Raw genomic sequence first — 15,609 nt, 5'->3', positions numbered from 1 at the left:
GCTGGGCGGTGCGAACCAGTCGGTCAAACTTGAGTCTATCCGCCTACCGTAGCAGGGCGGTTTCCCAATCCTGACCCTTTGAAAAAAGCCGCAAAATACTCACCTGAACGTCGTCGACCATGAAGGCGACCGTGATGCCCTTCTCAAACCCGATGATGCGGAGACCGGGACGAATATCATCCCGCCGGTGGCCGCGTTCGGATGCCAAATCGAACCCAAGGCAAAAGGCTTCGAGCCGCTCGATATATCCCAAGGCCACGCGTTCACCCGCAGCGTTTGCGATCCGTTCGTAAGCTTTATCAGGTCGCCTCCCGCCTCAGGAGAAAAATTGACGTGGCGTTGCTTCACTGCGTTCCTTTGAGGCGTGCCGCATGCAGCGTCCTCACGGCCCCAAACACCGCCTCGGTCGACAGGCCACGCGCTGGGTCAGCTTTCATTGCGTCATATACGGAAGCGACATCTTCCCGTAGCCATCGTTCGACAGCGGCGTCACGTTCTTGCAGTGCACGAAGCCCGGCTCGAACAACTTCGCTTCCCGACGCGTAGCTTCCTGACGCCACTAGAGAGTCAATGAAATTGGCGTGTTCGGCAGGCAGACTGAATGTTCGCTTCTCGATAGTGGACATTGCGGTTCTCCTGCTCGTCGCAAACGTCATCTGACAGTATGATATGTTCATACCTGGCTAAGATAAACAGTCCTGCCGTTCCGCACCCTTTCACGCGAAAGGATACGTTTGCCTCAGGGCAGCAGAGGTTCGGACAGGCTCAATCAACGCGCGAGATCGAGCAAACGGTCCACTGCGACGTGTCGCTCCAAATGCTCCGCCAGCGCGTCAAGCGTTGCCTCGACGGTGAACTCGTAGTCCATATCGGAGACCGGCGCGCCGAGGCGGCGCAGCCAGGCCGCACGTTGCTCGTCATTGTTGAAGAGCCCATGCACATAGCAGCCCGCGACCCTGCCGCTCGGAGAGGTCGCTCCATCCGCGGTACCATCGATGAATCGGAGCGACGGTCGGCACAGATCCGGCCCTTGCGTCACGCCGATATGCATTTCGTAACCCGAGAAGGCGGCATTGTCTGCCACAGAGGTGCCCTGCACGGCCTGAAGCGTCTTCGCGCCTGACAGCACCGTCTCGACCTGGAGAAGCCCGAGGCTGTCGCACGAGCCAGGCGGGCCTTCCACTCCGTTGGGATCGTCGATGCGGGTTCCGAGCATCTGGTAGCCGCCGCAGATCCCGAGCACGCGGCCGCCCCGGCGGGCATGTGCCAGGATGTCGATATCCCAACCGGCGCGCCGAAGTGCCGCGAGATCGGCGATTGTGGCTTTCGAACCCGGCAGGATGATGAGATCGGCAAGGGGGAGGGGATCGCCGGGACGCACCATGTGCAGAGCGACGCCAGGCTCCAGACGCAACGGATCGAGATCGTCGAAATTCGAGATCCGCGGCAGAAGTGGCACCACGATGTTGATCTGGCCTTGCTGATGATGTCGAGTCCGCATCCCTGTCAGAGCCATGGCGTCCTCGGCCGGCAGGCGATGCGCGTCGGTAAAAAAGGGCACGAGGCCGAACCCCGGCCAACCGGTGTGTCGTTCGATCAGGCGTATCCCCGGTTCGAACAGGACGGGGTCGCCGCGGAACTTGTTGACCAGGAAACCGGCCACGAGGGCCGCGTCGGCCGGATCGATCACGGCCTTGGTGCCGACGATCTGGGCGATGACGCCGCCGCGGTCGATGTCGCCGAGCAGCACCACCGGCACGTCCACCCGCCGGGCGAATCCCATATTGGCGATGTCGTTGTCGCGCAGGTTGACCTCGGCGGCGGAGCCGGCGCCCTCCACCAGCAGGATATCGGCTTCGCGCCGGAGTGCCGCGAAGCTTTCCAACACCGCGCCCATCAGGCCCGGCTTCATTCCCTGGAACTCACGCGCCTTCGCGTTTCCGATCACCCGGCCCTGCACCACGACCTGCGACCCGATCTCGCTCTGCGGCTTCAGGAGGATCGGGTTCATGTGCACGCTGGCCGGGACGCCGCAGGCACGGGCCTGTAGCGCTTGGGCGCGGCCGATCTCGCCGCCGTCGGCCGTGACGGCCGCATTGTTGGACATGTTCTGCGGCTTGAACGGCCGCACCCGCAGCCCGCGACGTGTCAAGGCGCGGCAAAGGCCCGCCACCATGAGCGACTTGCCGACGTCGGAGCCCGTCCCCTGGATCATCAAGGCGCGCGCGCCCATCAGAACTCGATGCCCGCCTGCGCCTTCACGCCGGCGCCGAAGTGATGCTTCACGACCGTCATCTCGGTGACGAGATCGGCGGCCGCGATCATCTCCGGCTTGGCGTTTCGTCCCGTCACCACGACATGCAGGTCCGCACGCCGGGCACTCAAGGCCGCCACGACTTTGTCGAGCGGCAGGTAGTCGTAGCGCAGGGCGATGTTGAGTTCATCGAGCACCACAAGCTGCACCGCCGGGTCCGCCATCAGGGTCAGTGCCTGGGTCCAAGCGGCTTCGGCGGCCGCAACGTCGCGTCCCCGGTCCTGCGTTTCCCAGGTAAATCCTTCACCCATCGTGTGCCAGCGCACATGCTCCGAGAAGCCTTCGAGCACACGCCGTTCGCCCGTGTCCCACGCGCCTTTGATGAACTGCACCACCCCCACGGACCATCCGTGTCCCAAAGCGCGGAGCACGAGACCGAAGGCCGCCGTGGACTTGCCCTTGCCGGGCCCGGTGTTGACGATCAGCAGTCCCTTTTCGCCGATCGTTTTGCTGGCGACCTCGGCATCCTGCACGGCCTTGCGATTCGCCATCTTGGTTTTGTGGCGGGAGACGGCGTCGGGTACAAGTTCGGACATGGGATCAGGGCATAGCGTGCTTTGCCACGACGGTCATCCGTCCCCGTGCTTTGCCGCGACCGTCGAAGTTCAGCGCGATCAGGCTTCAGGTCGCTTCCGGAAGATGCCATAAGCGGCGCATCGCGCCTCCAGACGAGGCTGATTGACCCCGGAAAGGCGGCAGGGCTCGCCAGCGGAACGAAGCCAATGCCCAAATCCCTCGCCCTTGCCGCCCTCATCGGGCTTGTCGCCGCCATCTCGCTGGTCGGCTATTTCGGTGCGGGGTCGGTCTGGTCGGCCTTTGAAGCCGTCGGCTGGGGCGCCCTGCTGGTGATCTCCGTCCGTGCGATTGAGACGTCCGGGGCCGGCGTCGCTTGGGCCTGGCTGTTGCCGGCCGAGAGCCGCCCGCCATTGCGCATCTTCATCCTGCTCCGCTGGCTTCGCGAATCGATCAATTGCCTGCTGCCGGTCGCCCAGGTCGGCGGCGACCTCATCGGCGCCCGGCTTCTCACCTTTTTCGGGCCGGCCGGAGGCCTCGCGGGTGCGAGCGTCATCGTCGATCTGTTCGTGCAGACGCTCACGCAATTCTTCTTCACGCTCTTCGGCGTGGCGCTGCTGATCGCCTATACCGGCGACACCGCTCTGGCCCGCTGGGTGCTGGTCGGCCTTGCCATCATGGCGCCGGCCTTGCTGGGCTTTTTCGCAGCACAACGGCTCGGCGGTTTCAAGCTGGTGGAGAAACTCTTCGCCCGTCTGGCCCAAAACCCAAAATGGGCCGCGCTCGGCGGCATCAGATCGCTCCACGAAAGTCTGCAGGCCCTCTATCGGCGTCCAGGCGCCGTGCTGGCCGCCATCCTGCTGCATCTCGTCATCTGGTTCGTGGGTGTCCTGGAGATCGATGTCGCTCTACGTTTCATGGGGCAACCGGTCACGTACTCGACGGCATTGATCATCGAGAGCTTGGCCCAAGCCGTGCGGGGCGCCGCCTTCGTGGTGCCGGGCGCGATCGGGGTGCAGGAGGGCGGCTTCGTGGCGCTCTGCGCGATCTTCGGCATTCCGGCCCCGACCGCGATCGCCTTATCGCTCGTCAAGCGCCTGCCCGAAGTGTTGCTCGGAATACCCGGTCTCCTGATTTGGCAGGGTCTGGAGGGCCGCCGACTCTTGCGCACCCCACCGGTTGATGCGAAGCAGCGTGAATCCTCGACCGTCTGAACCGCCTGGGGGAGTGCGGTTTCGTCACGAGGGTTGAAGATCTGATCCGAACAGGGCGGCAGGGCGTCGCTCGACCACCGAACGGCACGTCCGATGACCATTTTCCCCTGCGCCATATCGGCTTGGAGTGCAAACCAACGGGTGGCGTTCTGAGCCCGATTCTCCTCATCCTCTGGCTGCTGACTGGTGCCGGCTGCCTCCACGCGATCGCCTCCATCATCTGCCTCATCCGCTATGCGGGTCAGACCGACGACAGGCCGATCGCCTATCCCGCGGTCACAATCCTGAAGCCGCTGCACGGCGACGAGCCGATGCTGTTCGAGAATTTATCGTCCGTCGTGGAGCAGGATTATCCGGGCCGGATCACCGTGGTTTTTGGCGTGGGAGACCGGACCGATCCGGCGATCCAGACTGTCGAACGGCTGCGGCGCGCTTATCCGGAACGCGATCTTCGGCTGGTCATCGACCCTCGACGGCACGGCCGTAACGGCAAGGTGTCAAATCTCATCAACATGAGCCGTGACATCGACGGCGAGATCGTGGTGCTGGCCGACAGCGATATGCGGGTCGAAGCCGATTACCTCTCTCGCGTGGTCGGCGCGCTGCAACAGGCCGGTGTCGGAGCCGTCACGTGCCTCTATCGGGGCGTCTCTTTGCCAAACCTCTGGTCTCGCCTCGCGACCGGATGGGTCGACGGCCAGTTCCTGCCCAATGTCGTGCTCGGCCTGAGCTTGGGACTGGCGAAGCCCTGCATGGGGTCGACCATCGCGCTTCGTCGGGACACGCTGACGGAGATCGGCGGCTTCATGAGCTTCAAAGACCATCTGGCGGACGATTACGAGATCGGCGTCGCGGTCAGGCGTCTGGGCCTCAAGGTGGCCGTGCCGGCACAGCCCGTGTTGGGGCATATGTCGGCCGCGACGAGCCTGAGGGCGCTCCTGCGGCAGGAGTTGCGTTGGAACCGCACCATCCGGACCGTCAATTTTGGCGGCTTCGTCGGGTCCGTCGTGACCCACGTCCTGCCCTTTGGGATCCTGGCGGTGCTGGCCGATGGTCTTCACTGGCGGAGCATCGCCCTTTTGTGCCTCGTCATTGGGCTCAGGATGGCACTGCTCTTTCAAGTCAAACGCTTTGTCCAAAAAGACACAGTGGAGCTTTCTCTCTTCGTGGTTCGTGATCTTCTTTCTTTCGCCGTGTTCCTCGGCAGTTTTCTTCCCGGATCGATCGACTGGCGTGGTCATCGACTCCGTGTCCGCCCGGACGGACTTTTGACCGCGCCCGACAGCACAGGACCCTAATGCGAACGCTCTTTCTTCAAGCGCCTTCCTTCGACGGTTTCGACGGCGGAGCGGGCTCCCGCTACCAGGCCAAGCGCGAGATCAAGTCGTTCTGGTATCCGACGTGGCTGGCGCAGCCGGCCGCGCTCGTGGAAAACTCCAAGCTGATCGACGCTCCGCCGCACAAGACAAAGCTCGCCGAAGTGACCGCCCAGGCGAAGGATTTCGACCTGACGATCATGCACACGTCCATTCCGTCCTTCGCGTCGGATGTGAAGTGCGCCCAAGCCCTCAAGGCTGCCAATCCCAACATGAAGATCGGCATGATCGGCGCCAAAGTGGCGGTCGAGTCCGACAAGAGCCTCGTCCAGGCGCCCGTCATCGACTTCGTGGCCCGCAACGAATTCGATTTCACCGTGAAGGACGTCGCCGACGGCCAGAACTGGGCCTCGATCCCGGGTCTGTCGTTCCGCAACGACTCCGGCGTCATCGTCCACAACAAGGACCGCGCGATCCTCGAGAATATGGATTCGCTGCCCTTCGTCACGCCGGTCTACAAGCGCGACCTCGTGATGGAGAACTACTTCATCGGCTACCTGAAGCACCCCTACATCTCGATCTACACGGGTCGCGGCTGCAAGTCGCGCTGCACCTTCTGCCTTTGGCCCCAGACGGTCGGCGGCCACCGCTATCGCACCCGCTCGGTCGACCACGTGATCGAGGAGATCGTGTGGGCCAAGAAGAACTTCCCGCAGACCAAGGAATTCTTCTTCGACGACGACACATTCACCGATGATCTGCCGCGCGCCGAGAAGATCGCCGAGCGTCTCGGCAAGCTCGGCATCACCTGGTCGTGCAACGCCAAGGCCAACGTGCCGCGCGAGACGCTGAAGAAGCTCAAGGACGGCGGCCTGCGCCTGCTCCTCGTCGGCTACGAATCCGGCAACCAGCAGATCCTTCACAACATCAAGAAGGGCATGCGGATCGAGGTCGCGGAAAAATTCACCAAGGATTGCCACGAACTCGGCATCGCGATCCACGGGACCTTCATCCTCGGCCTGCCGGGCGAGACGAAGGAGACCATCCAGGAGACGATGGCTTTCGCCAAAAAGATCAACCCGCACACCATCCAGGTGTCACTGGCCGCGCCCTATCCCGGCACGTTCCTGTTCAACCAGGCGGTCGAGAACGGCTGGCTCGATGAAAAGAACGCCGAGCTCGTGGATGACAGCGGCGTGCAGATCGCGCCCTTGCACTATCCGCACTTGAGCCACACGGAAATCTTCCAGTCGGTCGAGACCTTCTACCGCTCCTTCTACTTCCGCACGGGCAAGATCGCCTCGATCGTCGGCGAGATGGTGCGGGACCGGCAGATGATGGTGCGCCGCCTGCGCGAGGGCGTGGAATTCTTCCACTTCCTGAAGGAGCGTCGCAGCCTGGATTTGGCCGCTTAGTCACGCTAAAGGCAGGGACCTTCGGCGGCGTTCCGCAACCCGGAATGCCGCTCTCCCACTGCCTCGGATTGCGTGTCGTCACAGGGTCATGAAGCATCTGATCGTCACAGCCGATGATTTCGGGTTGGCACGCGAAGTCAACGAGGCGGTCGAACTGGCCCACACACGCGGGGTCCTGACCGCCGCGAGCCTCATGGTCGGGGCTCCAGCCTGTGCCGATGCCGTGGAGCGGGCGAGGCGCCTTCCGGGACTGAGGGTCGGGCTTCACCTGACCCTGTTGGAAGCGCCGCCTGTCTTGTCACGGGCCCAGATCCCGGATCTTGTCGGGCCCGATGGGCTGTTCCGCACCGACATGGCCCGTGCGGGCGCCGATATGTTCTTCCGCAAAAACGTCCAGGCGCAACTGGCCGCCGAGATCGAGGCGCAATTCTCGGTCTTTGCCGCCACGGGCCTGGCGCTCGACCACGTCAACGCCCACAAGCACTTCCATCTTCATCCGACCGTCGCCACGCTGCTGATGCGCATCGGTCCACGTTACGGCATGCGATCGGTCCGGGTGCCTGACGAGCCGCATGTGATGATCCGGGCCATCGACCCGAAGGCGCCACGTCTCACGCCGCTGATCACGCAACCCTGGACGCAGCTCCTCAAGCGTCGCCTGCGCTGGGCTGGCTTCCGGGTACCAGACCATGTGTTCGGCTTGGCGTGGTCGGGCGGCATGACCGAACAGCGTCTCGCGGCGCTCCTGGTCCACCCTCCGCAGGGCGTCACCGAGATCTACACCCATCCCGCCATGTCCGGCGGCTATCTGGGCGCTGCTCCCGGCTATCGCTACAGCGAGGAGCTTGCGGGCCTGATGTCCGACTCCGTCCGTGTCGCCGCCCTGGCCTGCGGCGCCACTTGGGGCGGCTACGGCGACGTGGCAGGAAAAGCGGCTTAACCCGACCCAGGCTGCCACTGATCCTCACGTGTCATACCAAGCTGCATTCGGTTCGACCGGCCGCTCCTGGCCGGAAATCGGGTTTTTTCGCGACCCTCACCCCCAGTCCCTCTCCACAAGGGAGAGAGGAGAAAACCGCACGGGGCCGTCAGACAAAGCGTGAGCCCGACAGCCGCTTGCGGGGCCGAAGGACACGGCACCCGTAAAGCCTCATCAGGTTGGTATTACCTCGACGCACTGACGGGCCACTAATCAGCGCGAGGACGCATGACCTGTAGCGCCTTCCGAGACATCGTGCGGCCGCTCGGCACGATATCTTCAGCGAGGGTCGAGCGACCTGACGTCAGGCGACCGCTTTTTCAATCGCCCGAGCGGCCTCTTCCTCTTCGAACTCTTCCTGCTTCTTGGCGCCTTCACGCGGCGGTCCCATTAGGGCCGGCTGAAGGAACACGGCCGCGATCAGCGTGCAGGCCAGCGACAAGGCCAGCAACTTGCCCATGCTGGAGGTCCCCGGATGGTTCGACGACCAGAGGCTGCCGAACGCAACGGCCGTCGCCATCGCGGAAAAGAACACCGCGCGGGTCAGGCTCGACTGCAACAGGTGGGTTTGTCCGTCCCGCCACGCCATGACGAAGTAGATCTTGAAGGCGACCCCCAGGCCGAGCAGCAGGGGTAGCGCGATGATGTTGGCGAAATTGATCGGCAGTCCGATCAACACCGTCAATTCCATCGCGATCAGACCGGCAAATAGCAGAGGCACAAGGGTCACCAGAACATCGGAGATCCGCCGCAACGCCAGATACAGGATCACGGCGATCGAGCCGAGCGCCCAGAGCCCTGCTTCGATGAAGGCCCAGATCACCGTCTTACCGGACTGTTGGATCAGCACCGGCTCGCCCGTCGCGTTTGGAGCCACCGCCAGGACGGCATCGCTGAACTGCTGCAACGCGGCGTTGGTCCCTGTGATGTCCTTCGGCGTGATCTCGATCCGCGCCTGTCCGTCCAAGGTCAGCCAGTCGGTCTTGAGGTCCTCCGGGATCGTCGCGAGGGAGACGGGCGCTGCCGAAAGGGAGCCGCGGATCTGGTCGAGAAGAATATGCATCGGCGGCAGCATCGCGTCGCGGACATGCTGAAGGGCCTCGGCCGGCGCGGCCGCGAGCTTCGTCATCGAATTCGCCAAATGCGTGGCTGTGTCGGCGGCCGGGCCAGTTCCTTTGGCGGCGGCCTGCTTCAGCATGGCGGCCGCGCTGGCGAGAGCGTCCCGATCATCTTGTTCGTTCGGCGCGGTCTTCAGTTTGGTGGGTGCCAATTCGGGCCCGAGGTTCTCGGCCACGTCTTTCAGAGCATCGAGTTTGGGCTGTTGATCAGGCGGGATGAAGGTGTTGATGGTCTGGAGCGATGCCACTTCCGGAACGGCCGCGAGCTTGCCGGCCAGGACCTGGGCGGCGTCGAGGGAAGGCGCCAGAACCTCGATCTTGTTCGTCGTGGTGGCCGGGTCCTTGCGCAGATCGTCGAGTGTCTCCAGCGACTCTGAATGCGGGTTGTTGAGATGGTTCGGGTTGAAGTCGAACCGAAGGTCCCTGAGGAGGGGCAGGCCCGCAATCATGACGGCGAGCATGACGCCGACCACCCACCACCGGCGACGCTCCAGAAAGAGATCGAGCGGAGCCAGGAACGAATAGCCGACTTCCTTCCCTTCTGCCGGTGGCTTGAGGAGAATCAGCATGGCGGGCAAAACCGTAATGCTGGTGAAGAACGCGATGATCATGCCGGTCCCGGCGATGATGCCGAGTTCAGAGACGCCACGGTAATCGGTGGGCAGGAAGGAGTAGAACCCGGCCGCAGTGGCGGCCCCCGCCAGGGAGAGCCCCCGGCCGGCCCGCACGCCTGCGCCGACGATGGCCGGAAGCAATTCGGCCTTCCTGAAGCGCTCTTCGCGATAGCGGACGCTAAGCTGGATGCCGAAATCGACCCCGATGCCGACGAACAGCACCGCGAACGCGATGGAAATCAGATTGAGGGCACCGACCAGGAAGAACCCGATCCCGGCGGTCAGGAGGAGACCCACGGCTGTGCTGACGAACACGGCCACGATGAGCCGTACCGATTTCAAGGCGAGCCAGAGGAGCAGGATCACCGCCAGCACCGTGATGGCGCTGTTCAGCGCGAAGCCGTCCTTGACCGAGCTGAAGGCCTCGTCGTTCAAGGGAATCGAGCCCGTCAGGCGTACTTTGACGCCCGTACTCGGCACGAGATTGAGTTCCTTGACGGTCGTTTCGATAATATCGGTCGCGTGGCCGCCCGGCTCGATATCCGAAAAGTTGAGCTTGGGTTTCACCAAGACGAAGCGGCGCTTGCCTCGCTCATAATCATGGCCCTCCTGAAACAGGCTCTGCCAGGAGAACACGGCGGTCTTGCCCGCGAGCGCCTCATCGAACGGCACGGCGAATTTGGTGAAGAGCGGCGCCGCCTGATCGAGCGGGAGCTTGTCACGCACGACGCCTGTCGCGATCAACTGCACCGCCGAGGCGATGCCCCGCAGGGTCGGGTCGTAGGCGAGCGTGCTGAGCAATGGGGAGGATTGCTCGAGCCGGTCGGCCGCCTGTTTGACCTCGTCGAGGCTCTGGAACAACAAGCCTTCGCGGCCGTAGAAGGCTTCTTCAGGCGGCAGACGGACGAATTCGAAATTGCTGGTTTGCGGCGCGAGCTTTTCGACAAGCGCAGCCGCGGCCTGCTGGGCGCGTTCCGGCGTCTGTCCGTCGACCACCACCAGGATCAGGTCGTTGTTCTGCGGGAAAGCCTTGTTGAACTGGGCCTCGTACTGACGCCAGGGCAGCTTCGTCGAGATCAGCTTGCTTGAATCCGTGTTGATCGCGAAATGCGTAGCCGAATAGGTGACGGCCGCCACCGTCGCGACGAGCGCGAGGAGAAGAACCAGCTTGGCATGGCGGCAGCAGGCGGCTACGATGCGGGCAACGATCGTGGTCAGCATTCGGTCGCAAAAATCTCCGTGTCGACAAGCCCCGAACGGAGCGAGACTACCGCTACGCGGATCGGCCGTGGTTTTCAAGGCAGGCGGGTTCGCCTGATCGCGAGAGTGTCGTCTCGAATCGTTGATTGCGGATGAACGGTCGATTAAGCGATGCGTCGCAGCGGCCATGTTCTGGCCGATCCAAGAGTCGCAATCGGATCTCATGACGCAGCCCAATCGAATCCTCGTCGGCGTCATCGGCGCACCTCACGGCGTGCGAGGCGAGGTCCGGGTGAAGAGCTACACGCATCAGCCCATGTCGCTTGCCGATTATCCGGCGCTCTGGACCGGAGACGGTCGGCGCTGCCTGAAAGTCGCGGCGGCCCGTCTCCTCAAGGATGACATGCTGGTGGTTCGGTTCGAGGGACTGGTCGACCGCGACGCAGCCCAGTTGCTGACGAACATGCAGCTGCTCGTGGCCCGCGACGACCTGCCGCCGCCCGACGCCGATGAATTCTATCACGCCGACCTCGTCGGTCTGCGGGCCGAAGACGACAAGGGCCTGGATGTCGGACGTGTGGTGAGCCTGCAGAATTTCGGGGCGGGCGACCTGCTCGAAATCGCTCCCGCGTCGGCCGAGACCTTCTTTGTGCCGTTCACCCGAGCGTTTGTTCCGGTCGTGGACATTGCGGGCGGACGCGTCGTTCTGGCCGAGGGTGCCCTGTCGGAAGACCCGGACACGGACGCAGACATGCCCGGCGAGCCTTGAGCCATGTGGCGCGCCAGCATTTTCACTCTGTTCCCGGCCATGTTCCCCGGCCCACTGGGCCTCTCACTTGCGGGCGAGGCTCTCGCGCGGGGAGTGTGGGCCTGCGAGACTTTCGATATCCGTGATCATGGTCTCGGACGGCACCGGGCGGTCGACGATCGCACGGCCGGCGGTGGCCCCGGCATGGTGATGCGGGCGGATGTCGTCGCTGCGTCCCTCGATGCCCACCTCACCCTCGACGATCCACGCCCCCGCCTCGTGATGAGTCCACGTGGTGTGCCGCTCAACCAGAGTTTTGTTCGCCAGCTTGCCGATGGTCCTGGCGTTGCCGTTCTGTGCGGACGCTTTGAGGGGATCGACGAGCGTGTGATCGGCGCCCGGAACCTCATCGAAGTGTCGGTCGGCGACTATGTGCTATCGGGCGGCGAACTCGGCGCGCTGGTGCTGCTCGATGCCTGTGTCCGGTTGCTGCCCGGCGTCATGGGCGCGGCTGACTCGGAGCGCGAGGAGAGCTTCGAGAACGGCCTGCTCGAATATCCCCACTATACCCGGCCGCGTGATTTCGAGGGTGTTCCGATCCCGGAGATCCTGCTCAGCGGTGATCATGCGCGGATCGCGGCCTGGCGAAAGGCACAATCGGAAGCGCTCACGCGCAGACGGCGCCCGGATCTCCTGGCTACGGCCAAGCCGACCAAGACAGTGCCTGTCCCGCCCCGCGCCCCAAAAGGAGGCCTCATGCCGCAAGAGGATAATGACATACCCGCATTCGGGGCGCCGTTCGCCTGCGTGGATGCGCAGGACGGAACCCTCACGGTCCGGCACAAACACGAAGGTCATTGGTGGCGTTTCGAAGTGGCCGACAAGAACGGCCGCCTGCAGCTGGTCCATCAGGCGCACGGGGCGGGGGAAAGCGGCCATGCCCCCTCCGAAAGCCTTGCCCTCGACGCCTATGATTTCGCAACTTTGGAGGCGCGTCGCAAGGGCTGGGTGGATTGACGCGCTGGGGCGCCGAATGTCCTTCGAAAAGCGGGAAGCTTTCTCGCTCAGGGGTACGCCCTTCAAGCGCCGCCACCAGCCTTCATTGAGGGCTGCTCTGGACTGAAACGTGTCGTTGTCGCCAAAGAAAACGAGACAGTCTTGGCCGCAACACGGCGCTCGAACATTTCACAGATGCTTGCCACCGGTCAGCAGCCTCGGCGCTCTACCTTCCACGCTTATGTTCATCCATGGGCCAAAATGAAATCTTGCGGCTCTGAAGAACGTCGATTCCCACCTTGTCGGCCTGTCACCGGACAGTCGATAGGAAAGGCCGTTCCCCATGACATCTTTGTTCCAGAGATCGATGTGGCCTCCGAACATTCCCGTGACGCCATGGCCATCCCAACAGTTCCAGAACAGAACAACACCCTGCCGCCCGATCATGCAGTCGAAAGCAGCGAGTCCCGGCATGGTTCCTTTTGAAACGGTCTCTGCTCCTGCGCCTCAGGGTTGAACGAGACACCTCGTAAGCGGAGGATCTCCGCTATTGAGGGAGCTATGCTGGAAACTGGGTGACGGGGGCGATCAGGCGGCGCGCTCTGCAGGATCCCCACATGCAGGCCTGCAAGGGAAACCGGGTTGAAGATAAAGGTGTTTACAAGAATGGTCTCAAGTGCTTCCACAGGCGAATGACTGGCTAGAGAGCAAACCTAACAGGACAGATGCCGAGAGCATAACCGGGTAAGTGTATCTCCTCTAGGCAGCATCATTGATCGCGAGTGTCAGATCGCGTTCCGCAACGTCCATTATCTTCATGGATTGGTAGAAATAGTTTGGCTTGAGGATTTTCTTCTTAAGCGTGTGGTCCCGCCAAACAGGCGAGAGATTACCCCCCATTGGAGGCATGACCCAGGCCCAATGGCCGTAGCTCGGGCGCCGGGCAAGCGCTTCCTCCTCGCGAAAGCGCATAAAGAAGTTCGATAGGCTGTGATGGTCGAGAATGCGCACACCGGCCTTTTTAAAGGAGTGCAACACCGCGACATTGAGGTCGAGCATGGCTTGGTCGCGCCACAGCGGATCCGCAGTATCGAGCTTGATGGCGGCCGCGACAGCGGGAAGCTGATCGTATCGTGACGGGTCCGCAAGATTTCCGCTACCGATCTCCGTCCCCATGTAGAAGCCGTTCGATGGGGCAGCCGTGTATTGGATGCCGCCTACATCGAGTGCCATTCCTGACACCGCAGGGACCGCAAACCAACGCAAGCCAAGGAGCGAGAAAATCTCGTGGCGCGGATGGCTCAGTTCGATCTGCAGGACCGCCGGCTCGGGCAGGTTGAACCACTTGGGCTCGCGATCGCCGATCTGGATAATGATCGGCAGCACGTCGAAAGCTGTACCGGGTGGGCACCAACCGAGGTCGAGCGCAATCTGTGTAATTTCGATGCTTTTCGGGTCGCCGAGCACCGAGCCATCCTTTTCGCTATAGCCGGCGTAGAGGATCAACTGCGGATTGAGAATGCGAATGCAGGGTTTGTCGGGCGCGAATACGGAGATGATGGGTTCGATGTCGCCCCCGTTTGTGGCTTGTTCCAGGTGGTCGACGAGGGCCGAGAAGATCGCTTCTTCGGTGTTGAGGTGACGAAGGTCCCGAACCTTGAGCGAGCGCCAAAAGAAGCGGCCGATGCACCGGGCCGAGTTACGCCATGCGAGCCGCGCTCCGAAGGCGAGTTCCTCGTAGGTTTGAGTGTAGCTTCCCGTGGCCGCGATGGACTTGGAGACTTCGTGCCAGCGGAGGTCGAAGGCATCCGGTGCGCCGTGTTCGAAATAAAACTGCCGGAGAAATGCGTGAGCCTCGTCGAGAACAGAGCCGACCGGCGCAAGGTGAAAGCTGTGGGCGACCACCGGCTCTTGAAGATAGTCGAAGCTGTCGATGTGAGCGAGTTTAGTCAGCGTCCGACCGCGCGGCACGAAGCTCTCGACGATGATGTTGTCCTCTTTCCAACCGCCTTCACGAAGTGAAGACACCACTGCTTGCTGAAAGGCCGGTGGGCCGCACACGATCACAGCATCAGCCGTGTCGATCGGGTAGAGGCCGATCCAATCGGTGACGCGACCTGCGGCCGTTGTGTCGTGCACAATCAGGCCACAGCCCGCCGCCGCGGCCGCGGCCGCAATGGCGGCTGCGAACGTCGACCGTGCTGCACCGCGTAACGACCAATGGACCCTGACTTTGTCCGGTCCCCTTTCAGACATTTCGGCAAGTGCTGGAGTAATCCCAATGCCGGCCGCAATGAAAACCACGCCTTTCGACTTGTCGGGGCGCCGACTACACTGCGGTAACGAGAGGCGGAAGACACAGTCTGTCGTGGCGTGATCATGCAGCCAGCGCGAGAAAACGCCCATCGGATCGCGTTTTACCAGGATTTCGATGTCGCCATCTCGCGTCGTTGCCGCGATCGTGTAAGGCCGTGAAATACGTCGGTTCCCGATGGTGCACTGGACATGTACGAAGGAACCTGGATCGTCCGCCACTAACACCTCCGGGACGTAACGGAAACGGAAACGCTTCACGTCATCGCCGAGATCGTCAACGCCGACGAGTTCTGCATCGGCCATCGACCCTTCCCCGATGATCTCGTCGATCAGGGGGCCGCAGCCGCCGCAAACTTTTCCCGCGCCACACGCCCGCCCGATCTCAGTGCGGTTCGCGCACGTTCCCGTAAGCCCGACGATCTCACCGCGGGTCACGCCTGTGCAGGCGCATATCGGTTCGTCGGAGCGCTCCGCGATTGGCGTGGGTTCGACGTAGAGATTGCCGCATTGTTGGAACAAGGCGAGCCGCCATGGCTCCACCGCAAACCCCGAACGAAGAAGACGCACGAGTGCACCCAGTCCCGACCAAGTGGCGGGCGCAAGGATTTCCACAAGCCGCCCTCCTGCCAAGCCGATCGCTCGATCATCCCCGAAGGTCAGCCGATGTTCGCATTCCACTCCGGGCCGGCGAAACCGTGCCAAACCGCTCGGTGCGTCGCAAAGCAATCCGTCACGATTGAGACCGATCCTCTCACCTGCCAGCTGAGCCCCGCCGATAGGTAAATTCATGCCGATTTCCCCTGAGCACCAGGAAGGCCGAAGCCAATCTTGTGCAAAGCCACCGCAGCATCACTGGTAGTTTCAAG

General features: G+C 62.8%; 11 protein-coding genes and 1 pseudogene. 6 read left to right on the top strand and 6 right to left on the bottom strand.

What is annotated here, in order from left to right; translation table 11 throughout:
- Positions 1 to 43: 43 nt before the first annotated feature.
- The 4 genes from M8523_RS10500 to cobO all read right to left on the bottom strand — a co-directional run bounded on the left by M8523_RS10500 (position 44) and on the right by cobO (position 2,850).
- Positions 44 to 259 (bottom strand): type II toxin-antitoxin system RelE/ParE family toxin, encoded by a 216-nt coding sequence (locus tag M8523_RS10500; RefSeq protein ID WP_345894238.1) that lies wholly within the window; start codon positions 257 to 259, stop codon positions 44 to 46.
- An 85-nt stretch (positions 260 to 344) separates the two neighbouring features.
- Positions 345 to 626 carry a type II toxin-antitoxin system ParD family antitoxin gene (locus tag M8523_RS10495; RefSeq protein WP_282584805.1) on the bottom strand — a complete coding sequence of 94 codons (282 nt, stop codon included), beginning with the start codon at positions 624 to 626 and terminating at the stop codon, positions 345 to 347.
- Between the two features lie 143 nt (positions 627 to 769).
- Positions 770 to 2,233, bottom strand: a complete 1,464-nt coding sequence (locus tag M8523_RS10490) for a cobyric acid synthase (protein WP_282584804.1) — start codon at positions 2,231 to 2,233, stop codon at positions 770 to 772.
- Positions 2,233 to 2,850, bottom strand: a complete 618-nt coding sequence (gene cobO / locus M8523_RS10485; protein ID WP_282584803.1) for a cob(I)yrinic acid a,c-diamide adenosyltransferase — start codon at positions 2,848 to 2,850, stop codon at positions 2,233 to 2,235. Before cobO ends, M8523_RS10490 begins: the two co-directional genes overlap by 1 nt.
- A gap of 186 nt (positions 2,851 to 3,036) precedes the next feature.
- Here cobO and M8523_RS10480 point away from each other — a divergent pair, with 186 nt between their 5' ends.
- From M8523_RS10480 to hpnK, 4 genes are all read left to right on the top strand, one after another.
- Positions 3,037 to 4,041, top strand: a complete 1,005-nt coding sequence (locus M8523_RS10480) for a lysylphosphatidylglycerol synthase domain-containing protein (protein WP_282584802.1) — start codon at positions 3,037 to 3,039, stop codon at positions 4,039 to 4,041.
- Between the two features lie 122 nt (positions 4,042 to 4,163).
- The gene (gene hpnI, locus M8523_RS10475; protein ID WP_282584801.1) at positions 4,164 to 5,339 is read left to right on the top strand and encodes a bacteriohopanetetrol glucosamine biosynthesis glycosyltransferase HpnI; all 1,176 of its coding nucleotides are present in this window, start codon (positions 4,164 to 4,166) and stop codon (positions 5,337 to 5,339) included.
- On the top strand, positions 5,339 to 6,772 hold the full coding sequence (gene hpnJ, locus M8523_RS10470; protein ID WP_282584800.1) for a hopanoid biosynthesis associated radical SAM protein HpnJ: 1,434 nt from the start codon (positions 5,339 to 5,341) through the stop codon (positions 6,770 to 6,772). Before hpnI ends, hpnJ begins: the two co-directional genes overlap by 1 nt.
- A gap of 88 nt (positions 6,773 to 6,860) precedes the next feature.
- Entirely contained in the window at positions 6,861 to 7,712 is an 852-nt protein-coding gene (hpnK, locus tag M8523_RS10465) for a hopanoid biosynthesis-associated protein HpnK (protein WP_282584799.1), read from the top strand.
- 343 nt (positions 7,713 to 8,055) lie between these two features.
- On the opposite strand, the gene hpnN is transcribed toward hpnK, so the two are convergent.
- Positions 8,056 to 10,704: a hopanoid transporter HpnN gene (gene hpnN / locus M8523_RS10460; protein WP_282584798.1), complete on the bottom strand. Its 2,649-nt coding sequence runs from the start codon at positions 10,702 to 10,704 to the stop codon at positions 8,056 to 8,058.
- Positions 10,705 to 10,906: 202 nt separating this feature from the next.
- Here hpnN and rimM point away from each other — a divergent pair, with 202 nt between their 5' ends.
- On the top strand, positions 10,907 to 11,452 hold the full coding sequence (rimM, locus tag M8523_RS10455) for a ribosome maturation factor RimM (protein WP_282584797.1): 546 nt from the start codon (positions 10,907 to 10,909) through the stop codon (positions 11,450 to 11,452).
- Positions 11,453 to 11,455: 3 nt separating this feature from the next.
- Positions 11,456 to 12,130: pseudogene (gene trmD, locus M8523_RS10450) on the top strand (tRNA (guanosine(37)-N1)-methyltransferase TrmD); the annotation flags it as partial.
- Between the two features lie 1,056 nt (positions 12,131 to 13,186).
- Here trmD and M8523_RS10445 read toward each other — a convergent pair.
- Entirely contained in the window at positions 13,187 to 15,532 is a 2,346-nt protein-coding gene (locus M8523_RS10445) for a nitric oxide synthase oxygenase (protein ID WP_282584796.1), read from the bottom strand.
- Positions 15,533 to 15,609 lie beyond the last annotated feature (77 nt).

The sequence above is a fragment of the Lichenifustis flavocetrariae genome (assembly GCF_026130545.1).
In the GTDB taxonomy this organism is placed as follows: Bacteria; Pseudomonadota; Alphaproteobacteria; order Rhizobiales; family Beijerinckiaceae; genus Lichenihabitans; species Lichenihabitans flavocetrariae.
Note: the sequence above shows the minus strand (reverse complement) of the source record. Positions and strands in the feature narration are given on the sequence as shown.